Below are 24,722 nucleotides of genomic sequence, written 5' to 3' on the forward strand. Positions count from 1 at the left end.
ATGGGTACCATTAAACTTTAAACACTAGCACTTGGCTATTTAGCTGCTCGGCCAACGCTTCTAAGTCGTTACTTACATCGGCATTACTTTGCGCATTTCGGGTAATTTCAGAAATGCTGCTACTGAAATCATTAATATTTTCACTGATTTCCGCAACCACCGTTGTTTGTTCTTCTGTCGCCGTTGAAACCTGAATATTCATACCAACGATTTCATCCACCGCCTTATCAATATCGGTCATTATTTGAGCTGACTCATTGGCCCTATCTACCCCCGCAGCAGCACTTGATTGCGCGTTCTCCATCGACGATACTGCGTTTTGTGCCATGCCCTGTAACTTACTGATCATATCTCGGATAGATTCCGTGGCTTTTTGCGTATTATGTGCCAATTGCCTGACTTCGTCGGCAACAACCGCAAAACCTCGGCCTGATTCCCCAGCTCTCGCAGCTTCTATTGCAGCGTTTAACGCCAAAAGGTTTGTTTGCTCAGCCACACCTTGGATCATTAACACCACTTGGTTGATTTCATTAGACTGATCGTTCAACGCTTTAATTAGCTGCGCATTATCTCCTACTTCACTAGCAAGGCGCTCAATGGCCTGAATATTTTGCGAAATAACATCCATTCCTTGTTTCGCAAGCTTACCGGACATCTCAGCTTTGTTCGCGGTATTCATCGCATTATGTGCCACTTCTTGTATCGCACTGCTCATTTCTGTTGCTGCAGTTGCAATCATCACTGTTTGCTGCTCTTGCTCTTGTGAAGTACCCGCAATCGATTGACTGATACCATTCAACTCGTTAGAGGTCGAAGAAAGGCTATTCACGATTGTGACTAGATTGGTAACTAGCTCATGTAAGCTAGACACCATGGTATTGAAGTCATTCCCTATCTGGCTTAACTCATCTTGCCCCTCAACAACTACTCGTTGTGTTAAATCTGCATCCCTTGCAATATTACCAATACGCATACGTAAGCGGCTGAGCGGTTCATTAATTGACCTAAATATCAACATGCCAATTAGTACCATTACGATCACAATAACAACAGAAGAGATAATCATCGCCGTTTTTGTCGCACTGGCTTCTGAGCGACCTTTATCTCTCAGAGAGCTTGCTTCGGCAAGCTGTAATTCAATCAACGCAGAATAACTTTCACTTAATGGGTCAAATACGGAGTAAAGGTCATGGACAAATTTATCGTAGGGAATTTCCTCAAATGTATTGGCATTTACTCTGCTGGTGTAATTAGCCAACAACTGTTTAACGGTAAGCTCTGCAGCCTCAACCTGTTTGACAAGTTCCCGTTCTTCATTTGTCAAATCGGTCGATAAATATTGTCGCCATTCTTTTTCCGCAATTTTCTTAGCTTCGTCGATTTGCTTTAACGCAGCACCATTGGATAGTTGATGGCCTCGTAACTTGTGAAACGTATCCACAATAACCACCGCATAGTTATCTGACACCACTTTTATTTGTCTAAGCGGTACAACTCTGTCGTCATAAATACGGTCAATGTAATTGATAAGGTTTGATAATGTTCCGATTGTGAAGATGGTTGCAAGAATAAAAAACACCGCAGGTATGCCCGAAAGCGACAACAATCTGCTTTTAACTGAAACCCTATTTAGCATAATCTGATTTTTATTGAGTAAACATAGAAATAAAGTATTACTCAAAGTTCGTAGATTACAATATTAATTGCAGATTAAGCAGCGTGGTCTTGATGTGCATCATATTTCTTTACTATGTCTCACCTTTTTAGAGTATTGATTTTTAAACCTATTACAAAAAAGAGGAGAAGCTTTTATCAGCTTCTCCTCTTACATTCCACGTCGAAATTGTTTCTACTTAACACTCTTCGTTTTCAGCGTTCAGGTTCTCTTTTACATCTTCACAGGCATCTTCTACACTGTTTTCCACTTCCTGAACCGTTTCATCGAAACGCTCACCCGCATCTTCCGCTGGGCCTTCACTACAGCCAAAAAGTGCTAAAATTGAAACAAAACCAAATGCTTTCGCTAATGTAATTGCTGATTTCATAATCTATCTCCTAAAACCGTTTTAGTACGTTAAATCCCTTTTACCTGGGAGCTCGTGCTTTGCCAAAAATAAACGAAATAATCATAAAGGCGATAAACACAAAGAATAGAATTTTCGCCATACCTGCCGCAGCGCCCGCGATTCCGGTGAAACCTAACACGGCTGCGACAAGTGCTAGGAATAAAAACATTACAGCCCAACTCAACATAACATTCTCCTTAGGCAGTTAGCTCTTGCAACTGCTTCATTTGATCGTGACAAGCTTGCATTCTGGTTTGGATTTGCAGTAATACACTCTTGCATTTAGGTGGAAGATCTTTGCTTAGCGCTTTATCAAGCTTGCTCAACACTTTGTCTTCCACTTCTTCTAGCTGAGAAATATAGGTGTGCTCTTTGTCGGTGCTCACCATACTAACCAACTTGGTGTACGATTCACGAATGTCGATGCTAAGTGCTGAATCAGTCTCTATTTCACCCTCGTCGATAAGAACAAATGGTTGTAGATCCGAGATTGCTTGCGCTTTATCTACAATCATTTGGTCAAATACGCGGTTTAATTCGATATTATCTAGCTTCTTCTTAGCTTCGGTGTAAAAATCTACACCACCATTTAATACTTTAATGAGCTCTTTTACCGGCTCCATGTCGTAATTTGAATCTGCCATAAATAACTCCTTTCGCTTAAATATTTAATAAGTGCATTTTGCAAATATTATTTCTGTCCTTTTCGTTAATGCAGATTAAATGCCAAATTATAAACCATTATTTTACAAGGATTTTTAATATAAGAACTTTCAGAGCGGTGAAAATATTACAAACTAGATGTAAATTATTCCTGTGATAATTGCGCACTTAAGGTCGTACTGCCTTTTGCATTGAAATCCATCGTCCTAATAGGGAAAGGAATTAAGATATCGTTATCAGCTAAAACACGGCTAATTGTACAAATTGCTTGGTGCCTGACCACCATAAAGCCGGGATCCGCTGGGTAGTCTATCCAAAACCACACTAATAGATTGATAGAACTATCACCAAAAGACTCAGCATAGACATCCGTTTCTTTTTGGTTTACTACGAAATCAAGCTTATTAATGGCCTCAACAATCACCTCGCGGGCTTGTTCTGGGTCATCCGCATATGAGATACCAACTGGTACTTCTATTCTTCGCTTACCAAGCTTGGTGTAGTTTTGTAACTCATTCTTAAAGAGAATTTTGTTGGGAATATAAGACAGCTGGCCATAAAAATTTTCCACCAAAGTATTTCTCAAATTGATTTTGCTTACCGTGCCAAAGCAATCCTTGGTTCTGATAATGTCACCGACCATAAAGGGCTTTCTGACTCCCATCACAAATCCAGCGATGAGGTTCTCAGTCATGTCTTGGAATGCAAAGCCAATAGCAAGGCCAATGATCCCCGCCCCAGCCAACAATGACATTACGGCACCTGATAGTTTTACTATATCTAAAGCGAAGAAAATCCCAATGGCAATAATAGAGACTTTAAATATGGAACTAATAAGAGAAGCAACTTGTTCTGTCTTTATTGCTTTTTTAATCGCTTTAGAAAACCAAATAGATGACATTTTAGCCAGCGCTGTAAAGAATATTAGTATCATTAAGGCTAGGATCATATTCGGTAGTAACTGCACACCGGATTCAAGCCAAGAGATTAACTTATCATTAATTAACGTCCAAAACTTTTCTAAATTCATAATTACTAACTCCTATATAAGTACGCAACAACGATCGAATGCAGTAATCATTCCTACTGATATTAATTAGCCATTCATGAAAAAGGTAATTATTACAAAGTAATGTAAACATTTTCTCGGTAAATTCTTCCTTAAAACTTACCAATAAAATAAAAACACATAAAATTCAGTAACTTACAACATGGCACAACAGCTGCAATAGGTAATTCGACTACGAAATTAAAGGAGTTTAATTATGAAAAAGACATTAATTGCAACTGTACTTGTATCTTCACTTACTACTGCTTCAGCTTTTGCTGCTGATAATTCTTGGGAAAAAGAAGCAAGCGATGCTTGGATAGACGGTAAAGCAGAAGCAACGCTACTTTTCAACGGTGAGCTGAACAACTTTGACATTAACACAGATGTGAAAAATGGCGTTGTAGTGCTAACTGGTAAAGTTGAACACTCAGTAGACAAAAAGCTAGCTGAAGAACTGGTACTAGGTATCGATGGCGTAAAAGAAGTGAAAAACGACCTGACTATCGTTGATATGTCAGATGAACGCAAAAAAGAGCGTAACTACGAAAGCGATAGCGGCTTTACTGACGCAAAAATCGCAACAGTAATTAAGTCTCGCTACCTGTTTGACACAGATGTAGATGGTACTGACATCGATGTTGATGTGGAAGGTTTAGTCGTAACACTAAACGGCCATGTTGGTAGCGAAGCTGAGCGCAAACTTGCTGTGCAAATCGCGAAAAACGCCAATGACGTTAAAGATGTAAAAGATAACCTTCGCGTTACTAAAAAATCATAAGCAGTTTTGATTTGAGGGGGCACTCCCCCCTCCCATATTTATATTGATTTAAGGAGTAAAGATGAAACAATTAACTATTGCCGCTGCGCTACTAGCTTCTCTAGGTCTTGCATCTACCGCTGCTCACGCGGAGTCTGATTTTGGACTAGAAGATTATAAAATTTATACAGGTATCGGTTACGGCCAATACTCTTTTCAGTGGGAAGATCGTGAGAACGACACCTCGTTCGACGATGACTCGTCTATGTTAAAAGCGTATGTAGGTACAAAAATCAATCCATATTGGAGCTTTGAACTTGCCTATGAAAACTTCGACGAAGCAAGTGACATTGACAACTCTGCTGAAATCGACGGTATTTCTTTATCTACACGTCTCTCAGCCCCATTAAACGAATACTTTTCAGTTTACGCAAAAGGTGGTTGGCTTGAATGGGATGCAGATATCTATGCAGATATCTATGCTGATATTCCAGCTGTAGGTCGTGTTTCATCTAACCTTGAAGGTGGCGACTGGCTTTATGGTGCTGGTGTAGAGTTCCACCTAAACGAAAACATTAACATGCGTTTAGAATATACGCGCTACGAACTTGAGGACGATATCGACCCAGATATGGACGTAGCAGCAGTCTCGATCGAGTATCAATTTTAAACAGTAGTTTTGGCTCTATAGCCTCCCAATTATTTCCCCTTTGACTCAGTCCTGGCTCTTTCACAAGAGTCTGGTTTTGGCGCTACCACTTGGTAGCGCCTTTTTTGTTTTCAGCGTATGGCTCCCATATTGAATAATGTGAGTGCATTCTCGCTATTCCTTTATTTGTAGAAAACAGAACTTAAAGATAGAAAACCTCTAGATGTAATATTTGCCATTCACTACTAGAAATGAAATCTGTCACTTTTTTAAACTCCACACCCTGTAGGTTCTGCTATGTAACATTTACACTCTTCGTATCGCATCTACCGACACAAAACATGAGACAAAGGTAATAGACTGATATTACTAAATTTTTAAGTTGGCAAAGGGTTTGCAACGAATACAGTGAACTAAACGAATAAGGAGTAGTTTATGAGTAACCAAGCAAACCAAACACAGACAAGTAACACAGCAAAACCACAGTCAAATGGCCATGATTCTAGTCACCCAGTTACGGATCAAATTGCAGATACATTACATGCGTCAGTAGATTCACTGCACGCTTCAGCATCTCGCACTGAAACCTCGCTGCGTGAAAAAGGTCATAACTCAAGCGAAGCCATTGGTGCCAAGCGTAAAGAGTGGGAACGTGCGTGGAATACATCTGGTGTGAAAAAGTATGCAACGGAAAACCCAGTAAAAACGGCTGGTATCGCATTTTCACTCGGTATGTTGGCAACTATGCTGTTAAGGAATAAGTAATCATGCAAGACCAAGCTCAAGTAAGAGACCGTCAAGCAGCAGCTCACGAGCGCACGCCTGCGCTCGCTGAGCTTAAAGATTCTGTGTCTCTATTATTCGACAGTTATCAGCAAATCGCTGAAGCACAAATTAACCTATTAGGTGCGAAGTTCAGAGCTAATTTAAAAACTTTATGTATCGCGCTCGGGTTAATTCTGTTTTCTTTAATTTTAACGGCAATGGTATGGGGCAGCTTGCACGTGTTATTTGCTTACGCCTTAACCTACGCAGGCCTAAGCTGGTTTATTTCTGCCGGTATTGTACTTACTATCAATATCGCAATGATTTATTACCTGATCGTCACCGGGCTAAAGCTCTTTAACAACAGCATAAATGACCTGACGTCTGGGTTTTATACTTCAGTTGCGAAGCAGGAGGCCAGTAATGACGAAGCTCGCTGAATTCATCACTGATAAGTTGCACCAAGAAGTGGTGATAGAGAAGAAAAAGCTCATTACCGCTAGACATTTTAATCACCTTACCCAAGTGAAAGCCAAAAAAGTATTTACCGGCGCGATTAGCTCTCCTCAAGGGTTGGGCTTCATGTTTATGTTTGGCGCACTCAGCGCTAAATATGGCAAGTTTGGTGCACTAAGAAAAATCGTACTTCTACAAAGAATAGCGCAAGGTATCATTTAATTCCGTGCGCTATTCTTTGGTTCTTATCTAAACCAGCTTTTCTTTAATTTCTTTCAGATCCACCAGTGTTATAGGCTTTAACAACACGTCATCTACTTGTGACTCGGCCAATTTTTCCGGCTCTGGATCAAAACCACTTGCAATCACGATATGCTGATTAGGATCTTGTGCTTTAATCTCTCGCGCAAGCGTAAGCCCAGACTTATCGGGCAGACCTATATCCAGTAAAATCGTGTCAAAGCGCTCAGGACCAACAAAATGCTGCCAACAAGTTTGCGCGCACTCTGCCGTAACCACATTCACTTGCAGTGAATTAAGTAACAGCTTAAGCAGGTTGCGTGTATCTGCGTCGTCTTCTACCACTAAAAACCGCAAAGTACCGGTAGTTTGCGCCACATCATCGCTAGATGTTGCCAACTCGTCACTCAAGTAGTGAGCTAAATATTCTCCTAACTCAGAGACATTAACAGGCTTGCTCATCATATCGCTAAAGCCAAGCGCCATTAATTCTTCTTTTGTGCCTTTTTGAGCGGCCGCTGTTAGTGCGACAACAGGTAAGTCAATACCACGCTCTCTGAGCGCAACAATAGTGTCTCGACCATCCATTCTTGGCATGTGCAAGTCCATAAAGACTAAGTCATACTTATCTGGATCATCCTTAAGCATCGCAAGCGCTTCAATGCCATCGCCCGCAATTTCAGCGGTTGCGCCGGTTTGACCAATCAGGGTGCGCAACAACATCTGGATCTCACTAATGTCTTCAACGATAAGGATATGCCCTTGCAAATCAGGTGGAAGCGAGTTATCGGTCGCATTTTGGGTTTTATCTAGCATCAATGGCGCCAGAGTCATTTCATCGATAGCACCAAGATCAATACTAAAACCAAACTCACTCCCCTCTCCCAAGGTTGACTCAACCGCAAGCTCGCCTCCCATCAGTTTAATGAGTGCAGAGCTAATAGCTAAACCAAGACCAGCACCTTCATCCGTGCGCGTTGTGACGTTTTGTACTTGTTCAAAAGGTTTAAATATACGTTTAAGCTTCTCGCAAGGAATACCAATACCTGTATCAATCACCTTGAACTCAAGTTTTGCATCAGCTTGTAACGTGATCTCAACCTTCACGAAACCGGAGCTTGTGAACTTAATTGCATTATAAATAATGTTGATAAGTACCTGTTTTAGTCGTGTTTTATCAACCTTTACATCTTGAGGAAGTGGTGTTTTAGCTTCAATGCTAAAACTCAAGCCTTTCTTGGCTGCGGCCATTTTAAACAGACTATATAAATCACTTAGAAAGCTATTCAAACACGTGCTTTGTTTATTTAGCTGTAACCGATTTTCATTTAGCTTGGATAGGTCGAGTACATCATTTAATAAGTTAAGTAAGTGCTCGCTATTGTTATTGATTATAGAAAGCTCGGGCTTAACATTCTGCAACTCTTCCCGAGATAAGAGGAGATTGGTGTAACCTAGAATAGACGTTAACGGCGTTCTCAACTCATGGCTTAAATGTGCCAAAAAGCGGTCTTTTGCTCGACTGTCAGACTCGACTCGCAATCGCTCCAGGCGTTCACGTTCAAGTTCTTTGCGTGCCAAAGCATAGCGAATGGAACGAATAAATCGAGCGCTGCTTATTTCTGACTTAAGCACGAAGTCTTCAGCACCCGCTTTTAGGGCTTCGTTATCTAACACTTCATCTGATTGCCCCGTCAGCATGATTATCGGCGTATGAACCTGTCTTGCTCTGGCTTCTTTTAACACGCTCAAACCGGTTTGTGGGCCTAATTGATAATCCAATAAGCAGAGATCGAAGCCATTACTCTCCAGTGCTTCTAGCGCTTGATGGTATTGGCTTTGCCAAACGAGATTAAATTTAAAGTTAGGAATAGACTGTAAATAATCTAAGGTTAAAATATAATCGTCTTCGTCATCTTCAATGAGCAGCACATTGACTTCACTGACCGACTCCTTTGTCATACTAGCCTCCACAAATGAAGTGATATTAATTCGTTTGGGTCGTCACGTTATGTTGAAACAAGTATAGGACGACTTGCGGTGAGGTAGCGCTTGTTTGCACAAGCGCTATGGGATTAATTTGGCAGCTCTACTATTTCAATCCAGTACTTGCCTAAATGTTTCATCAAATCAACTAAACCATCAAAATCCACGGGCTTAGTAATATAAGATGCAGCGCCTGAGTCATACCCTCTCAGTTTGTCTTCTTCCTCTTTGGAAGTAGTTAAGATAACCACGGGTATAGAACGTAGTATTGGATCTTTTTTGATTTCTTGTAACGCTTCTCTACCATCCATTCTTGGCATATTCAGGTCAAGTAAAATGAGGTTCGGTCTTGGATATCGTTGTTTATCAGTAAACTCTCCCTCATTTCTCAAATATTCCAAAAGCTCAACCCCGTCCTTAACAAACTGAAATGCATTGAGTACTCGGCTTTCTTCTAAAGCGTCTTGAGCCAACAAGCGATCATCTTCGTCATCATCCGCCATCAAAATATGGATTGGCTGAGTTTTTTTATAGTTCATTCTTCAGTTCCTGAATAATTGGTGTTGGTTCAGCGAGTAATGTGATCGTGAATTTAGCACCCTTACCATCTTCACTGGTCGCTGAAATCGTTCCGCCGTGTCGCTCAACAATACGTCTACACACGGTTAAACCAATGCCAGTACCAGCATATTTTTTTCTGTCATGTAGTCGTTGAAAAGGCGAGAATATTTTCTCAGCATATTCAGCATCAAAGCCAACGCCATTATCTTCTACCACAAAAGTATAAGCATCTTGACTCATCAATTGGCTGCTTTCAACCGCGATTGTAATAATCGGATCGCGCCCTTCTACTCTGAATTTAATAGCATTGGAAAGTAGATTTAAAAACAGCTGGTGTATTTGACTAGCATCACATTTTATTGTCGGTAACACGTCCGAGTTTACGCTCGCACTACTGTCATGAACTGCAATTTCTAAATCGTCCAACACAAACTGTAAAACTTGGTTGAGATCCTGTTCTTCAAAAGGCTTTGCTCTGGTGGTAACTCGGGATAACTCAAGCAAGTCAGTGATAAGCGTTGACATCCGCTGTGCGGCACTCGTCATTCGAGCCAAATAATCCTTGCCCTTGTCATCAAGGTGCTCGCCATAATTCTTTTCGATGCGATCACCAAAAGCGCGGATCTTTCTTAGTGGTTCTTGCAGGTCGTGAGAGGCAACAAACGCAAAGTCTTCGAGCTCCCGGTTACTACGGTTTAGCTCTTCAGCGTAATGTTCTAGTGCTTCGGTACGCGCTTGCACCTTTTCTTCTAAATGATCGTTTGCTTTTTCTAACTCGCTCTTTGCTTTCTTTGCGCTGCGTAGATTGACGACCAAAAGTAGCAAAATAGCAAAAATCATCACGGCGCTCAGCAAAGTAAATACAACGATATTAACTTGCGCTTCTTTGCGGACACGTTTTAACTGATTCAGCTGAATAGTCCGGATGTCCACTTCTGCGGCCATGATCTGAGTGAACTCTTCTCGTAGATCCCCTCCAGAGTCCGCAGCTCGGTCAAGTAATAAAGCTTCATTACCTGTATCGGTATTACGTGCAACAATCACCGTACTTTGCAAAGTTTTAAATCGCGCTTTTACCCCTTCGATATAACGATTAATTTTTTGCTGCTGTACATCGCTTTCAGAGTGATTCTGACCAACTTTAGCTATGCTCTCATCAAGGTTTTGCAATGCTTTTATAAAAGGTGCTAAATCGCTTTCTTTATTTGAGATTAAAAATGCTCGTTGTCCTGCCTCCGCATTTAACATCGCAATATGCAGCTGATCCAGAGACATCATTACTTCGCTGGTGTTTCGGATACTCTCTTGAACTTGGTTTAATTCTTTAACATTGTTAAAACCGATTAGGGCATTGGACGCTACAAGGCCAACACTCACAACAACCGCAAACCAGATAAAGTTAAGTTTATTACTTAAGTTCATAAAATAACTAAACTTGGACTCATTGTTCACTCATCATTTCCTTGCTCCACCAGCGTCTGTAACAGCTCGCTACACTCTTTGGTTGCTTTAATAATCGTATTTGCTATCTCGATTATCTGTTGTTGAGAATCAGGTTGTTCAGCGATAAGTTTAATCAACTCTGAATTCATTGAAATTTGATTCAAAGGCTTGCGTGCGTCATGCACTAACTTCGCGAGCGTACCTTGATCATGTTGTGTCATTGTTCCTCCCCGAAATTATGATAGTGTTTCTCCCTCATAGGCGTTTAAACGGTTGTAGAGCGTTTTTGTACTGATCCCAAGCATTCGCGCGGCCAGCGTCTTATTTCCTTCTACTGATTCTAACGTTTGATAGATCAATTCTCTTTCTACTTCTTCAATCGTTTTACCTGGCTTCATTTCAGGCGTTGGTACTTGAATCGCATTTGCTCTGCTTGACGTGCCCACCTGTGGTGGAATTGAAGCGCGATTTAACTGCGCATGCTCCACCATGCGTTTCGCCTGTGCGAATGGTGAGGCGAAGTTCGCATCAAATACTAAGCTATGGTCATCGTGATCCGCCATAATATAGGCACGATGGATTGTGTGTTTGAGTTCACGTACATTACCGGGCCAATCATATTCAACCAAGCGGCTCATATCTGCCGCCTTAATTACATACTGACTATTACCTTTTTTATTCAAACCCTGGAGAAAATGCTCGGCGAGTAATGGAATGTCTTCTTTTCTCTCTCTCAGCGGTGGAATATGGATTGGAAATACCGCCAATCGGAAATAAATGTCTTCTCGCAGTACATCATTGGTAGCAATATCTTCAACGCTACGGTTAGTCGCTGATATTACCCGACAGTTTACTTTTATCGGCTTTGTGCCACCGACCCGTGTCACCGTATGCGTTTCAAGTACACGTAACAAGTTTGGCTGTTGCTCTATTGGCATTTCGGTTAATTCATCTAAAAACAAAGTGCCATTTTCTGCTTGTTCAAATACTCCGACTTTTTGAGCATTTGCTCCCGTAAACGCGCCTTTTTCGTGACCGAATAGTTCGCTACCGATCAAGTCTTTCGGAATTGCACCACAGTTTACGTTAACCAAGTCCCCTGTCACTGTGCTGGCATTGTGAATTGCGCGGGCAAACATTTCTTTACCTACACCGCTTTCCCCCATCAACATCACATTAGCATCAGTACCCGCAACGCGCTCTATCATCTTATATAGATGTTTCATTTTGGTAGACTCGCCCAGCAACACACCAAAATGTGCTTGACTCTCGGTTCGCTTGGCTTTGTTCTTAGAAGGGCTTAATGCGTTTCTAAAATCGTCTGCATCAACTGGTTTAGTGAGATAATTTAACCCATCATGACAAAGCTGCGACAATGCTGACTTTACTGATGGATGTCCCGTAACCATAGTTATTGGTGTACGGATCCCTGCTGCTCTGATTTCATCAACTAAATGTAAACCACTGCCATCTGGCAGCATAAAATCAAGAAAGATATGATCAAAACTTTGTGTTTCTAGCCATTGTCTGGCCGACGCTAAGTCATTCGCTAAACACGCGTCATGGCCTAAGTATTCGACAATGCGACAGGCCAGCTCTGCAAAATCATGATCATCATCTACTAATAAAACGGTTTTCAATTGAGTCCCTCTCTCAATACTCCAATAGTGTTTCCACTTTTGATTTTTATCTCACACACTACACACTAATGAATGACCGAGAAATACCTAATTCGGAACCATTACGTTCAGTGCGTGTTTCTGGATCACTATTTCAATACTTTTTGCACTAAGCACTTCACCATCTAGTGCAAAGTGTTGTTCTTGCTCAAATTCTATGTTTATCTTTTCGCACTGCTCGGTGCGAATATTAGAAGGTTTGCCGTCTAATTTAGGTAAAATAAGTTCGGCTACCGTAAGATTCTGCGCACCATCCGGCTCAACCGGTAAAATCGTAATATCTAGTTTGCCATCGTCATAGATTGGCTCTCCATGACCTTGAGCAAGAATTGTGGTTTTTGGTGCTGCATTCGCTACAACCAGACTAACACATTCTATTTGAGATTGCTCAGCGCCATCAAAGCTCACTCTAAAATTAAGGGGCTTATTCTCACTTACCGCCTGCCAAAGGCCTCGAATATAGGCTAATTGCCCCGAGTTATTCTTTTCTTCACGCCCAGCCTTTTCTATCATTTCCTGACCAAAGCCAACGGCTGCCGCTAAAAGCGCGGTGCGGCCATTACAGTTCATTATATCAATAGGCTTAGTTTTACCCGCTAAAATTGCTTCACAGGCACGGTTAATGGGATCTATTTTTGACAATGAACCGAGTAACACGGTCGCTAAGGAATTTGCAGTACCTAAAGGCAATATACCAAACAGTACATCGTGTTGATGAACACCATGAGCAACACTTGCTAATGTGCCATCACCGCCCCCTGCGATGATGATATTTGGCTGTTTATCAGACATGATCTGTTTAGCCAAAGCTGCAACATCTGTCTCTTTCTCTGTAAAGTGAATCGATAAGTTATATTTTTCCGTCAGCATACCCACAATGTCATTTTCATAGGTAAACCATTTACCTGATCCTGATACAGGGTTAATAACTAACGCCGCCTGCTCACTATGGGTAAAGTTTTGACTGTGATGTAGCTTTGTCAGCCCTTTTAGCTGATGCTTGTTTAACCTTGCCGTTTCACGGCGGTTTTGAATTTTTTCGAGTGCTTCTCGGACGGTATAATCGGGGTTGGTCGCGAGTAAATAAGCAGTACAAAAGAACACTGAGCGTCCTCGACCTAACGCACAATGCACCACAACCTTTCGCTTTAGCTCGTGCTGCGCCGCTATCCATGCCATGCCATGCGCTAACTGCTCTGAGGTAGGCGCTTGATGATCTAGCACTGGAATATTGAGGTAGTGTAAGCCTTGCTGTTCTGCAGACCAGTTTAACCCATCGAACTCAGCAGTTACGTCTAAAATAGCTTCAATCCCTTCCGCCTTAAGCATATCCACATCGCTTGGAAATAACCGACAAGCAACAAATAAATTATCTGTAAGCGGCTGAAATGCATCAACAACATCTCTACCTCTTTCAATTGCATTGTATAAATGTACACAGCCTAAGTAAGGCCAAAATAGCCAGGTTATATACCAAGGAATTTTGCCTGTACCGTGCTTTCTAAATATGTGCGGATAGTTGGTTGCATAAGCAAAAGTAACTAAAGAAATAGAGACGGTAAACCACGCAAGCGGCAACATTAGCCAAGATCCAATACTGTGGATCGTAAGTGCGGCTAAACAGAGACTTGCAAACAGGTAGTACTTGAGCATTTTCATTGCCTTTCCTTAATTATTTTTGTCGCCTACGGCTTTTTATTATCGCCTTATGCGGAACTCTCTTAGGTTTGTACATATGTAAGTAAGTATAGGTATGCATTTCTTAATCTGCGCTGATTCATCAACTTGTTTATGATAATCATGAAGATACTTAACTATAGCTGAGACTATTCGCAAAGAAATAAAAAGTGCGTCTGGGTATTTGTAACGACTTATGCAAGCGCTGCTACATAAGTATTCAGCCACCATTAATCCATTAAAATTTCTAATGTGAAAATCATAAAATTTATCAGTTGAATGAAGCATAAATGATCACCATAATGGCGATCCTTTAAACGCATTTGGAGAACCAAACAGACAATGGCAAACGAGCTCGACTGGCTACTTAACTTAATATTACTTACTTTAGGTTTTGGTGCCTTTTTTATTAACCATAAAACGCTACTAAGAGTAGCTGCTGTGTGCGCATGTGGCGTACTTTTTATCTCGTTTAGCCTTGATCTGATGAACACCAGTGTAATTTCTAACCTTAGCTTGATTTTGATAAATACTTTTTATCTATTCAAAGTCTATACCTTTGGTCAGCTGGAAGTTCACTAGTTCCTAGCGACTAGTTCCCAGCGACTAGTTCCCTATTTCACTTCGGTGCGCTAAAATCATGGCCATCATTGCTTGTTAATGGAGAAGCAGTATGGCCATGACTGATGAAGAGCTATTTTTAGCTTCAATGGGCGACGTCACTCCGCTCGCCCAAGACAAAAAAGCAGAATTACGCCGTCACAAAAACGAACCTACTATTTCGCAACTCGCAAAACGCGAGGCCGCCGAGCAAGAACTTGAGTTTGATCCTAATTACTTATCTACAGAGTACGTCGATCTATTAGATCCACACGATCTACTCGCCTATAAAAAAAGTGGCGTCCAAGATGGTGTATACAAAAATCTCAGATTAGGTAAATACCAAGTTGATGCTACCTTAGACTTACATGGCAAACCCTTTCATGATGCCCGTAAAGCCTTGTTTGACTTTGTTACCGATTGCCATGCAAAAAGCATCCGAGTGTTGTTATTAAGGCATGGTATCGGTTTAAACAGTAAACCCTTTCCCGCTGTACTGAAAAGCTATACAAATAAATGGCTGCAAGAAATGCCGCAAGTGTTGGCATTTCACTCTGCACTAAAATGCCATGGTGGTAGCGGCTCTACTTACGTACTACTAAGAAAGAGCGAAGAGAAAAAACATGAAAATAGAGAGCGTCACGCTAAACGTTAAAAAAACAAAAAGCCGAGTAACACTCGGCTTATTTGCTATTTGCGGTGGGTGTCGTCCCCTGAAGTTCACTTGCACTAGCTTGATTAAACCAAGCCGATACACCTAACAAAATAACCGAAACCACAACAAGTGATAATTTCGCGCCACCTTGACTTTGCTTCATGGGTTAGACCTTTTTATTATTGTTTTTTTGTTAAATTAATGCATCATTCATAAACACTCAAGATGTTTTTTTATACAGTAGTTTACACTATTCTCTTTACACCTTGCTCTGTGGTTAATTACAACCATGTAATCAATTAGTAACCCTGCTTTTTCTGAACTAAATGAACAAGTGTTTTGCCCTCCTGCATGGCTAAATAGTTGTTAGCAATTTGCTCAGCAGCCGTATTTAAACTGGTTAATGCAGCAACATGGGGAGTAATACTAATGTTTGGCTGCTGCCAAAAGGCATGTGATGTAGGGAGCGGCTCAGTGTCAAATACGTCTAAAATAGCTCCGCCAAACGTCTCAGCCGCTAGCGCATTGAGTAAATCCGTCTCGTTAAGATGACCACCTCTTGCAACATTAATGAGTACGCAATGATCTGGCGCGAGTGCAAACAGCTTGGCGTTCAATATCCCCTTGGTATGTTCAGTCAATGGTAGCAGGCACACAAGATAATCAATACCTGAAAGAAAAGCAGCTAGCTCATCTTGCCCACTGAAGTGCTCAATATTGTCGAGTTGTTTTGCAGAGCCGGACCAACCTTTGATGTTAAATCCATTTACGTGTAGCTTATGCGCGACCGCAAGGCCAAGTTGCCCCATCCCCATAATACCAACCGTGCGACCTGCTCTTGCGCGCCTTGGCTTCCATATTTGCTGAGATTGGTTATCCCCGTACTCTCTAACTCTAAGCTTATGGCTTAATAGTTGGCCTAATACATATTCAGCCATATCATCCGCTAAATTTGGGTCAACGATACGCGCAACTTCTACATGTGGTGGTAATAGCTGCATCGGAATGCTATCAACACCGGCACCGTAGGAATGCACTACTTTTAAATTAGGAAGCTGTGACCATAACGTCTCTGGCGCATTCCATGCCAGCACAAACTCGACCTCCTTTAATAAGCTAACATCATCAACGGGCCATTCAAGCAAGGTTTGCTGCGGCAACAGTGCTGCTAACTTAGCAACTAACTTGTCATTATTACGACCAGTAACACAAATAAGTAAAGCCATATTGTTCCTTTATTCTCGCTACACGCTATCACTGCAAAATAAATGACATACCAATGCAACATGCTTGTCATTAATAGTTTTTACTCTTGCAAAAAAGCGCCAACAGGTGATGAAAAATGATCAGTGTAGATAAAGTCATTGAAGCAAATCTTCCACAACTTGAAAACTCCCCAAAGGTAAAAGGTTTAGTAAAAAAAGGGCTTGGTTATCTCTTGCATGAGCAAGAGTTTGTCGCGTTTGCTGACACCTACCCCCATTTGCAGGGGCTCGAGTTTGTTGAACAAGTGCTCGATGAGTTAGATTTTGACGCTCGCTTTAAACCAAAGCAAATAGAGCATATCCCAAGCGAAGGTCCGGTGGTGATCGTCGCAAACCACCCTATTGGCTCTTTAGATGCACTGGCACTAATCAAAGTGCTGGCGCAAGTACGGCCTGACTTAAAGGTTGTTGCTAACCGGATGTTGATGTCGGTTACGCCAATGCATCCACTATTACTGCCTGTTGATAACCTCTCAGGAACCAGTAAAAAGCAAGAGCTGGCAAACATTCACAAGCATTTAAAATCGGAAGGGGCGCTACTTATCTTCCCAGCTGGTGAAGTTTCTCGCTTAAGCCCAACCGGTATTAAAGACTGCAAATGGAACTCTGGCTTTTTAAGAATGGCTAAAAAAGCCAATTGCCCCATTCTACCCATTTTTATCAAAGCGAAAAACAGTCCGCTCTTTTACGGCACCAGTATGATTTATAAGCCTTTAGCCAGTTTATTATTGGTCAAAGAGATGTTTAAACAAAGGCAAAAATCGCTAGAATTTGAAATAGGCGCCAGCATTCCTCCAGAGTCTTATCTTATTGATAACCTAAAAGACAAAGAGATAGTAGCACTTATTCGCAAGCAACTTTATCGCCTTGCCAGTAAAAAGCCACTGCCACTCAAAACGCAAACCCCTATTGCAGTTCCAGAAAATCGCAAAGAACTTAAAAAGGCAGTGGAAGCGTGCGAGTGTATCGGTGAAACACCCGATGGCATGCAAATATACGTTTACCAATACACCGGCAGCTCAGTGATATTTAGAGAGCTTGGACGCCTTAGAGAAATTGCCTTTAGGGCCGTGGGAGAAGGGAGTGGTAACCGTCGTGATATCGATAAGTACGATATGCACTACCACCACTTATTGTTATGGGACACGAAACAACTTGAGCTGGTGGGTGCCTATCGCCTTGCAAGTGCCAAGCAAGTGATAGAAGAACACGGGCAATCCGGGCTTTATACCGACAGCTTGTTTTCGTACAGTGAAGCCATGACCCCATACTTTGAAAAAGGCCTCGAACTTGGTCGCAGCTTTGTGCAACCCAAGTACTGGGGTCGCAAGAGCCTAGATTACCTATGGTATGGGATCGGTGCATTCGTAAAGCGCTACCCAGAACACCGTTATATGTTTGGTGCAGTCAGCCTCTCAAACGCGTTACCGGATGAAGCAAAAGCCATGTTGGTGTATCACTACCAACATTACTTTTCAAACCTTGCAGGTATCGCCACGCCGAACAACGAAATGAAGCTAAGTAATGATCAGCTTAACCGTTATCAACACATGTTCAGTGGCGATGACATCAAAGAAGATTTCGCAGAGCTCAAACATATTCTTGCTAATATGGGTGCTCAAGTTCCTACATTATTTAAGCAATATACGGAGCTTTGCGAAGAGCAAGGCGTGAACTTTCTGAGCTTTAGTATAGATCCCGACTTTAATAACTGTATCGATGGTCTGGTACTCGTTGACTTAGCGAAATTAAAAGAGCAAAAAGCGAAACGCTACCTAGGCGACAACCCCTACGGTTAAGCTCAAATACATTGATCCGCTGCAATGAAGATCGCTACACTGCGGTCTTTATTGTTGCTTACTGTTATCACGGGATCATTTGTATGCTCAAGCTACTTGGCCAAGCTGTCATCATTGTGCTGGTGTTTTTCGCCGTCTCAGCCTATCAAGAAAGAAACATGCTTGCCGACTCGGGAGAGCAAACGGCGCCGCCATTTCACCTGCCCATTTTACAATCCAAGCAAACTTATTCGTCTATTCAGCTTAAAGGTCAACAAAGTATCGTGTATTTTTTTGCGCCTTGGTGCGGCGTATGTCGAGTGAGCATGCCGAACATTGATAAACTACATCAGCAAGGCAAAGTCAAAGCAGTGGCGATTGCGTTGGATTATCGTTCCACCGAAGAAGTAACAAAGTTTGTCAGCGATCTACAATTAGATATGCCCGTATTACTCGGCAATCAGAGCACGGCACAAGCGTATAAAGTGCAGGCTTACCCTACATATTATGTACTTGATGAAGACTTCAAAATAACTGAGCGCTCTGTTGGTTACTCATCCGAGATAGGGATCAGAGCGAGATTGTAAGAAACCTCAGTAAACCGCTTACAGTTAATTACGACTCTCTGAAATTAATCAACAATTATTTCGTTTAGGCTAACGCACATCTTAACAAAGGATGAATAGGAAGCCGACCATGCGCCACGCCCCACACTTTACGCTCAGTAAAATTTCACTCCTCGTGCTCTGCACTACCCTTGCCAATCATGCATTAGCCGACGAGGAGAAAATTGAACACATCGAAGTTATCTATAAACGCAGCTCAGTTATTTCAGAAATTACCGAAGATGCGCAAAAACTTGTAGACATGCCAGGAGCCATGGGCGACCCACTTAGGGCTGCTTTTGCTCTGCCTGGTGTTGTTGCTGCGGGTGGTTCTATGGGCGCACCTGCCGTGCGAGGTTCTTCTCCTGACGACAATATCTTTGAAGTGGACTTTATGCCCGCAGGATATATCTTTCACGATTTCGGCAGCTCTATTTTCAACCGCAATACAATTCAAGATTTTCAGCTAAATTCTGCTGGGTTTGGTACCAGTTACAGCAATGCCACTGGTGCCGTGTTTGACGTCACGCTGCGTAATCCAAAATACCAAGATATTGCCACCACGCTAGATTTAACCATGTTTAACGCAGGTATTTTTGTTGAAGGTAAAGCAACTGAAAATTCCGCATTCTATGTGTCAGCAAGAAAAAGTACCTTACCGCTGTTTTTCAGTGATGGCGAGGAACTTGAGGACGATGATGGCAAGCCAACAGGGATCACCATTAACGATCCACCGGATGATCACGACTATCAAGCCAAGTGGCTGTGGGATATCAATGCAAATAATACCTTAACGGTAAATATCAATGGCGCGGAGGATTCGGTTGCGGCTGGGTTTTCAGGCGCGTCAGATCTTGCCCTTAAAACCCCAGAATATCAGGGTGATGCTCGCTATATTCGTAAATTTAATAGTCAGAACATGTTGTGGGATCACTACGCCAAAGACTTACATATTCGCGCAGGCGTCGGTTATCTCAATCACCAAGCCACTATGCGCTACGGTCAACGCGCGACTTTATCTGATGGCTACTTTGAAAATTTTGAAGAAGAACAACTAAGTTATAAAGTACGAGCCAGTTATAAGCTAAACAAAGACCAACGTGTCATTGCAGATGCCGGCTACTACGACAAAAAATCTACCTACCGCTACGATGCTTTTAATTATGTTTGCACCGAGTTTGACCCCGACTGTGACCTAAATAAAGGTGAAAGGATTAAGGGCACATCGAGTGCAGGAACAGATTCTGCCTTTATTGGGGTTAATCACGTTTGGCAATTTTCACCAAACTGGCAAAGTGAACTAGGGATAGTGGGTGAATATTATGATTACAGTGATGAAACGATTGTCCATCCACGCCTTGCGCTCAATTACTTCTATAGCGATGACACAGTGATCTCAGCCAAGGCAGGCACTTACAGCCGCATTCAAGATCTTGAATACATTTTACCTGTTGTTGGTAACCCGGAACTTGAAGCACAGCGTTCAACTCACTATACCTTAGGTTTTAAACAGGAGTTGGAAAATGAGTGGTCATATTCCGTCGAGACCTATTATAAAACCATGGATGATCTGCCAAAAAGCGCCCCCTTATCTCAAGTAAACTACATCAATGGGACTTCCGGTACAGCCTATGGTGTTGATTTTATTGTTAACAAAAACAAAACCGATGATTGGTATGGCTGGATTGCAGTAAGCCTTGCAAAAAGTGAGCGTGAGGATGAGCTAACCGGCATTAAGCGTGACTATTATGCCGATACCCCTTTTATTCTGAATGCCGTGTTTCACTATGACTTTGGCGAAAAGTGGTCTGGAGGCTTTAACTTTACCGCTCGCAGCGGTCAAGCCTATACCCCAATTGTGGGTGTAAAAGAGAATCCTGAATTTGCGAACCGCTACTTGCCTGTGTATGGCGACCCATTCTCAGAGCGTTTTGACACTTATCACCGCCTAGATATTCGTTTTGAACGCAAAACAGAATTATTTGGTCTCGATGGCAAGCTAATTTTGGAGCTAATGAATGCATATGGCCAAGACAATACTGCCTATGTTGACCTTGACTACGATAGAGTCAAATCAATCAATGATTTATATATAGAAGAGGAAAGCGACGACTTTGAAATGCGTCCTTCTATTGGCTTCAGCGTAACATTTTAACTTGCCATAGGCGCGCAAGCTCTGCATGATCGCATTTATTTTTTTAATGAGAGTCCCTTCATGCCTAAAGCGTGCGCCTATCATATTTTAGTAAAAACCGAAAAAGAGTGTTTAGACATCAAAGCCAAACTAGCCAAAGGTGCTGACTTTGGCAAATTGGCTAAACAATATTCCCTTTGTCCTTCAAAAAAGCGCGGTGGCGACCTTGGTGAGTTCAATAAAGGGGATATGGTGAAGGCCTTTGACGATGTGGTATTCAAAAAGCCGTTATTTGAAGTGCACGGCCCTGTGAAAACCAAGTTCGGCTTCCACTTGATCAAAACCGTCTATCGGAGTTAATCGCTTTTTTGGATTAATCTCATCATTTTAACTTAATTTACCTTCATGATTAATCCTCTATACTGAAGCTAACCGTTTAGAGGAGAAAAAGAATATGTTTACTGTTATTTTTGGTCGTGAAGGTTGCCCGTTTTGTGTTCGTGCAAAAGAAGTAGCTGAGCGTTTAACGCAAGAGCGCGATGACTTCAATTTTCGCTATGTTGACATTATCAAGGAAGGCGTAAGCAAAGCCGATCTTGAAAAGTCAGCGGGTAAACCTTGCCCTACCGTACCACAGATTTTTATCGACCAAGATCACATTGGCGGCTTTACTGAATTTGAAGCCTATGCAAAAGCAAATTTAGGCCTTTATCAGTAAATTAGCAAAATCACGTAGATTAAATTTTAACCAATATCAGGCACATATAAAATAGTGTGATTTTATGCAAGCTTTTATTTTATCTTTCCTGTACAATGCGCGCCTCTTTAAAATAGTTGAGGCGCATTAATGTCAGAACCAGTTACGTTTGAATCTTTAGACCTTTCTCCTGCAATCTTAAAAGCAGTCGAAGAGCTGGGATATAAAACACCTTCTGAGATCCAAGCTCAATGTATACCGTTATTGCTAGAAAGAAAAGACGTACTGGGACTAGCGCAGACGGGTACAGGTAAAACGGCAGCATTTGCACTGCCATTGTTAAACCAAGTAGACGCATCCGTTAAACAACCGCAAATTCTTGTGCTTACGCCAACGCGTGAGCTAGCTATTCAAGTTGCTGAAGCATTTCAGCAATATGCTAAATTTACTAAAGGCGTTGAAGTACTAGCGCTTTATGGTGGTCAAAGCTACGGCATTCAGCTAAGTGCTCTACGCCGTGGTGCCCAAATTATTGTGGCAACACCAGGTCGTTTGATTGACCACATCAATCGCAAGACGATTGACCTTTCTGGTCTAAACGCACTTGTACTTGATGAAGCAGATGAAATGCTACGCATGGGCTTTATCGATGATGTTGAAAGCATCATGGAGAAAACACCGGAAGAGAAGCAAACTTGTTTGTTCTCTGCGACTATGCCAAAGCAGATCCAATCAATCTGTAATAAATATTTAGATAACGCTGAACAAGTTAAAATCACTCCGCGTAACTCTACAGTATCTACGATCGAGCAAGTTTACTGGCGTGCAACTGCACACAAAAACAAAGCTATCGTACGTTTCTTAGAAGCGGAAGATTACGACGGTGCTATCGTGTTCGTACGTACACGTAATGACACTGTTCAGCTTGCAGAGCTACTAGAGCGTGAAGGCTTCTCAGCTGCACCGCTCAACGGCGACATGAACCAGCAGGCGCGTGAGCGCACAGTAGACCGTCTAAAGAGCGGCTTACTAGATATCGTTATCGCAACTGACGTCGCGGCACGTGGTCTTGACGTAGAGCGTCTAAGCCTTGTTGTTAACTACGATATCCCACAAGACTGTGAAGCTTATGTTCACCGTATTGGTCGTACCGGCCGTGCTGGTCGTCAAGGTAAAGCAATCTTGTTCGTTAAGAACAACGAACGTTATTTACTTAAGAACATCATGCGCCATACGCGCTCTGATATTGCACAGGTTGAATTACCAAGTGCGAAAGTCGTTGAAGAAAAGCGTATTGGTGCATTAGAGACCAAGATCTCTACAGCGCTTGAGCACAAAGACATTGAGTTCTTCTCAAAAGTGGCATCAGGCCTTGCACAAAAGCTAGAGCTGAGCCAAGAAGACTTAGCAGCAGCGCTATTGTGTCTTGCACAGCAGCAAACGCCGCTGAAAGTTGAAGATATTCAAATTCAACAGCGTGAGCGTAGAGAACGTGACGACCGTCGTGGCGAGCGTCGCGAAAGAGATGGTAGCCGTGGTGAGCGTGGTGAACGCAAATCTCGTAGCCGTGACCGTGCATCAGGTCCAATGGATACTTACCGTATCGAAGTGGGTCGTGACCATGGTGTTCAAGTTAAGAACATCGTTGGTGCTATCGCAAACGAAGCGGATATCTCAAGCAAGTTCATCGGTGAAATCCGTCTGTTCAATGAACACAGCACGGTTCAATTGCCGCAGAATATGCCAAGTGATGTACTTAGCCACTTCAAGAGTGTTCACATCTGTCAACGCCCTATGAACATGACTAAGAGCACTCACCCAGCTGACCAAGGTCAGGGCAGAGGCGAAGAGCAAAGAGACCGTAAGCGTAGCTTTAAAGACCCACGTAGTGGCGGTGGCGATAAACGCCGTCCTGAAGGTCAAAGAAGAGAAAAACGCGAAAGAAAAGAAATTAGCTTTTCTTAATCGACGCTCTTAAGAAAAAACCGCTCAACTGAGCGGTTTTTTTATTTATATGCTTTAATGTCGTTGCCAGTCCCTTGGTTCAAACTGATAGTAGTCTTTCAGCAAATTGTATAGTTCTGGGTTTTCCTGTTTGAGTTCATGGGGCTTTTCAATAAATGTCTCTGTTACCACAGCGAAAAACTCCGCTTCGTTTGTTGCGCCGTATGAATGAATAGCATGGGGTATATTGTAAGACAGCTGCATTTTTAAGTGCTGGTAAGCCTTTGATAGCACCCTACCCCAGTCTTGGTAACTCATTCCTACAGGTAACGCAGGCGTCCCATTCGTCGCACCAGTTTGTTGGTCAAGTTGATGGGCGAATTCATGAAACACCAAGTTGTGACCATCCTCAGGCAACCGATTTCCTTCAAGTACATCGTGCCAACTCAGTACTAAAGTACCTCCAGGCCAAGACTCTCCTTGACGAACTGTTTGGTGAAAACTAACCAAACCGGCACCATCTCTAGCAGTTTGTGGCGCGTAATAGCTACTGGGATAGAGTAATATTTCTTTGACGTTGGGATAGAGTGGCCAAGCTTGCTTAAGAACCAGTAAACAGGCATCTGCGGCAATAATTAAAGTCATCGGTCGTGACACCGTTAACCCATCTCTACCCAGTACCCGCTTCTCGCCAAGAAACCAGACAATATGTTTTTCCAACTGTGCGCGATCAGCATCTGTCATCTTACGATAGATAGGCATGTATTTTAGCAATACTTGCTTATCTGACGCACTCAGCGTTTGATCTTGGTATTTCCTTTGCCACTTCAGTCTTTGAATTTTTTCCCAGTTCCAATACAGAGAAACAAATAGAATAAGGCCGATAATAAGCACTATTTCTATCATGGCTTTTGGCCTTTATAAAATAACCTAAACTAGGAATAATAACTTGTTCTCTAGCAGTTGTTATTCCTTACTACTGCGTTAAATTTGTTTGCAATAGGCTAGCTATTGACGCTCAAATTTGCCTTGTATTAAGAAAGAACATCTG

27 protein-coding genes are annotated in these 24,722 nt (G+C 42.2%); 13 read left to right on the forward strand and 14 right to left on the reverse strand.

All coding sequences use genetic code 11. The features are described from left to right. Positions 1 to 10: 10 nt before the first annotated feature. The 5 genes from CTT31_RS12530 to CTT31_RS12550 all read right to left on the reverse strand — a co-directional run bounded on the left by CTT31_RS12530 (position 11) and on the right by CTT31_RS12550 (position 3,759). Positions 11 to 1,636, reverse strand: coding sequence for a methyl-accepting chemotaxis protein (locus CTT31_RS12530; protein WP_211858109.1), 1,626 nt, complete (start codon positions 1,634 to 1,636; stop codon positions 11 to 13). A gap of 217 nt (positions 1,637 to 1,853) precedes the next feature. Continuing rightward, positions 1,854 to 2,045 (reverse strand): hypothetical protein, encoded by a 192-nt coding sequence (locus CTT31_RS12535; RefSeq protein ID WP_010378936.1) that lies wholly within the window; start codon positions 2,043 to 2,045, stop codon positions 1,854 to 1,856. 40 nt (positions 2,046 to 2,085) lie between these two features. After that, the gene (locus tag CTT31_RS12540; protein ID WP_010378934.1) at positions 2,086 to 2,253 is read right to left on the reverse strand and encodes a DUF1328 domain-containing protein; all 168 of its coding nucleotides are present in this window, start codon (positions 2,251 to 2,253) and stop codon (positions 2,086 to 2,088) included. A gap of 10 nt (positions 2,254 to 2,263) precedes the next feature. Further along, positions 2,264 to 2,710 (reverse strand): PA2169 family four-helix-bundle protein, encoded by a 447-nt coding sequence (locus CTT31_RS12545; protein WP_039496879.1) that lies wholly within the window; start codon positions 2,708 to 2,710, stop codon positions 2,264 to 2,266. A gap of 164 nt (positions 2,711 to 2,874) precedes the next feature. Continuing rightward, positions 2,875 to 3,759: a mechanosensitive ion channel family protein gene (locus CTT31_RS12550; RefSeq protein WP_260491369.1), complete on the reverse strand. Its 885-nt coding sequence runs from the start codon at positions 3,757 to 3,759 to the stop codon at positions 2,875 to 2,877. Positions 3,760 to 3,994: 235 nt separating this feature from the next. Here CTT31_RS12550 and CTT31_RS12555 point away from each other — a divergent pair, with 235 nt between their 5' ends. From CTT31_RS12555 to CTT31_RS12575, 5 genes are all read left to right on the forward strand, one after another. After that, positions 3,995 to 4,558, forward strand: coding sequence for a BON domain-containing protein (locus tag CTT31_RS12555; RefSeq protein ID WP_010378923.1), 564 nt, complete (start codon positions 3,995 to 3,997; stop codon positions 4,556 to 4,558). A 61-nt stretch (positions 4,559 to 4,619) separates the two neighbouring features. After that, positions 4,620 to 5,207 carry an outer membrane beta-barrel protein gene (locus CTT31_RS12560; protein ID WP_260491370.1) on the forward strand — a complete coding sequence of 196 codons (588 nt, stop codon included), beginning with the start codon at positions 4,620 to 4,622 and terminating at the stop codon, positions 5,205 to 5,207. 414 nt (positions 5,208 to 5,621) lie between these two features. After that, positions 5,622 to 5,951, forward strand: a complete 330-nt coding sequence (locus tag CTT31_RS12565) for a hypothetical protein (protein WP_130125970.1) — start codon at positions 5,622 to 5,624, stop codon at positions 5,949 to 5,951. A 2-nt stretch (positions 5,952 to 5,953) separates the two neighbouring features. After that, on the forward strand, positions 5,954 to 6,391 hold the full coding sequence (locus CTT31_RS12570) for a phage holin family protein (protein ID WP_039496874.1): 438 nt from the start codon (positions 5,954 to 5,956) through the stop codon (positions 6,389 to 6,391). Beyond that, complete coding sequence (locus CTT31_RS12575) at positions 6,375 to 6,629, forward strand: hypothetical protein (protein WP_010378914.1); 255 nt, start codon at positions 6,375 to 6,377, stop codon at positions 6,627 to 6,629. Before CTT31_RS12570 ends, CTT31_RS12575 begins: the two co-directional genes overlap by 17 nt. 27 nt (positions 6,630 to 6,656) lie before the next feature. On the opposite strand, the gene CTT31_RS12580 is transcribed toward CTT31_RS12575, so the two are convergent. The 6 genes from CTT31_RS12580 to CTT31_RS12605 all read right to left on the reverse strand — a co-directional run bounded on the left by CTT31_RS12580 (position 6,657) and on the right by CTT31_RS12605 (position 13,975). Then, positions 6,657 to 8,609 (reverse strand): response regulator, encoded by a 1,953-nt coding sequence (locus CTT31_RS12580; protein ID WP_260491371.1) that lies wholly within the window; start codon positions 8,607 to 8,609, stop codon positions 6,657 to 6,659. Between the two features lie 113 nt (positions 8,610 to 8,722). After that, positions 8,723 to 9,172, reverse strand: coding sequence for a response regulator (locus CTT31_RS12585; protein WP_010378908.1), 450 nt, complete (start codon positions 9,170 to 9,172; stop codon positions 8,723 to 8,725). After that, positions 9,162 to 10,646, reverse strand: coding sequence for a sensor histidine kinase (locus CTT31_RS12590; RefSeq protein ID WP_039496867.1), 1,485 nt, complete (start codon positions 10,644 to 10,646; stop codon positions 9,162 to 9,164). Before CTT31_RS12590 ends, CTT31_RS12585 begins: the two co-directional genes overlap by 11 nt. Next, positions 10,643 to 10,858, reverse strand: a complete 216-nt coding sequence (locus tag CTT31_RS12595; protein WP_010378905.1) for a histidine kinase — start codon at positions 10,856 to 10,858, stop codon at positions 10,643 to 10,645. Before CTT31_RS12595 ends, CTT31_RS12590 begins: the two co-directional genes overlap by 4 nt. Positions 10,859 to 10,873: 15 nt before the next feature. Further along, positions 10,874 to 12,277, reverse strand: a complete 1,404-nt coding sequence (locus tag CTT31_RS12600; RefSeq protein WP_260491373.1) for a sigma-54-dependent transcriptional regulator — start codon at positions 12,275 to 12,277, stop codon at positions 10,874 to 10,876. Between the two features lie 87 nt (positions 12,278 to 12,364). Then, positions 12,365 to 13,975, reverse strand: coding sequence for a diacylglycerol kinase family protein (locus CTT31_RS12605; RefSeq protein ID WP_039496862.1), 1,611 nt, complete (start codon positions 13,973 to 13,975; stop codon positions 12,365 to 12,367). 360 nt (positions 13,976 to 14,335) lie between these two features. On the opposite strand from CTT31_RS12605, the gene CTT31_RS12610 reads away from it, so the two are divergent. After that, positions 14,336 to 14,575: a hypothetical protein gene (locus CTT31_RS12610; RefSeq protein WP_010378899.1), complete on the forward strand. Its 240-nt coding sequence runs from the start codon at positions 14,336 to 14,338 to the stop codon at positions 14,573 to 14,575. A gap of 91 nt (positions 14,576 to 14,666) precedes the next feature. Beyond that, positions 14,667 to 15,248: a DNA endonuclease SmrA gene (gene smrA / locus CTT31_RS12615; protein WP_039496860.1), complete on the forward strand. Its 582-nt coding sequence runs from the start codon at positions 14,667 to 14,669 to the stop codon at positions 15,246 to 15,248. 28 nt (positions 15,249 to 15,276) lie between these two features. Here smrA and CTT31_RS12620 read toward each other — a convergent pair whose 3' ends face one another. Next, a complete protein-coding gene (locus CTT31_RS12620) occupies positions 15,277 to 15,411 on the reverse strand; it encodes a hypothetical protein (RefSeq protein WP_010378895.1) in 135 nt (44 codons plus the stop codon). 136 nt (positions 15,412 to 15,547) lie between these two features. Further along, entirely contained in the window at positions 15,548 to 16,474 is a 927-nt protein-coding gene (locus CTT31_RS12625; RefSeq protein ID WP_039496859.1) for a 2-hydroxyacid dehydrogenase, read from the reverse strand. Between the two features lie 116 nt (positions 16,475 to 16,590). On the opposite strand from CTT31_RS12625, the gene olsF reads away from it, so the two are divergent. From olsF to CTT31_RS12655, 6 genes are all read left to right on the forward strand, one after another. After that, positions 16,591 to 18,312, forward strand: a complete 1,722-nt coding sequence (gene olsF, locus CTT31_RS12630) for a bifunctional ornithine lipid synthase OlsF (protein WP_039496858.1) — start codon at positions 16,591 to 16,593, stop codon at positions 18,310 to 18,312. Between the two features lie 83 nt (positions 18,313 to 18,395). Next, positions 18,396 to 18,878 carry a TlpA family protein disulfide reductase gene (locus CTT31_RS12635; protein WP_017216232.1) on the forward strand — a complete coding sequence of 161 codons (483 nt, stop codon included), beginning with the start codon at positions 18,396 to 18,398 and terminating at the stop codon, positions 18,876 to 18,878. Positions 18,879 to 18,987: 109 nt separating this feature from the next. Beyond that, on the forward strand, positions 18,988 to 21,051 hold the full coding sequence (locus tag CTT31_RS12640; protein WP_069020176.1) for a TonB-dependent receptor plug domain-containing protein: 2,064 nt from the start codon (positions 18,988 to 18,990) through the stop codon (positions 21,049 to 21,051). Between the two features lie 60 nt (positions 21,052 to 21,111). After that, the gene (locus CTT31_RS12645) at positions 21,112 to 21,390 is read left to right on the forward strand and encodes a peptidylprolyl isomerase (protein ID WP_039496854.1); all 279 of its coding nucleotides are present in this window, start codon (positions 21,112 to 21,114) and stop codon (positions 21,388 to 21,390) included. A gap of 94 nt (positions 21,391 to 21,484) precedes the next feature. Further along, positions 21,485 to 21,748, forward strand: coding sequence for a GrxA family glutaredoxin (locus CTT31_RS12650; protein ID WP_010378880.1), 264 nt, complete (start codon positions 21,485 to 21,487; stop codon positions 21,746 to 21,748). A 129-nt stretch (positions 21,749 to 21,877) separates the two neighbouring features. Continuing rightward, entirely contained in the window at positions 21,878 to 23,692 is a 1,815-nt protein-coding gene (locus CTT31_RS12655) for a DEAD/DEAH box helicase (RefSeq protein ID WP_211858117.1), read from the forward strand. Between the two features lie 54 nt (positions 23,693 to 23,746). Here CTT31_RS12655 and CTT31_RS12660 read toward each other — a convergent pair whose 3' ends face one another. Next, on the reverse strand, positions 23,747 to 24,577 hold the full coding sequence (locus CTT31_RS12660; RefSeq protein ID WP_260491374.1) for a M90 family metallopeptidase: 831 nt from the start codon (positions 24,575 to 24,577) through the stop codon (positions 23,747 to 23,749). Positions 24,578 to 24,722: the final 145 nt, after the last annotated feature.

It is taken from the genome of Pseudoalteromonas maricaloris (assembly GCF_024746855.1).
GTDB classification, from domain to species: domain Bacteria; phylum Pseudomonadota; class Gammaproteobacteria; order Enterobacterales; family Alteromonadaceae; genus Pseudoalteromonas; species Pseudoalteromonas maricaloris.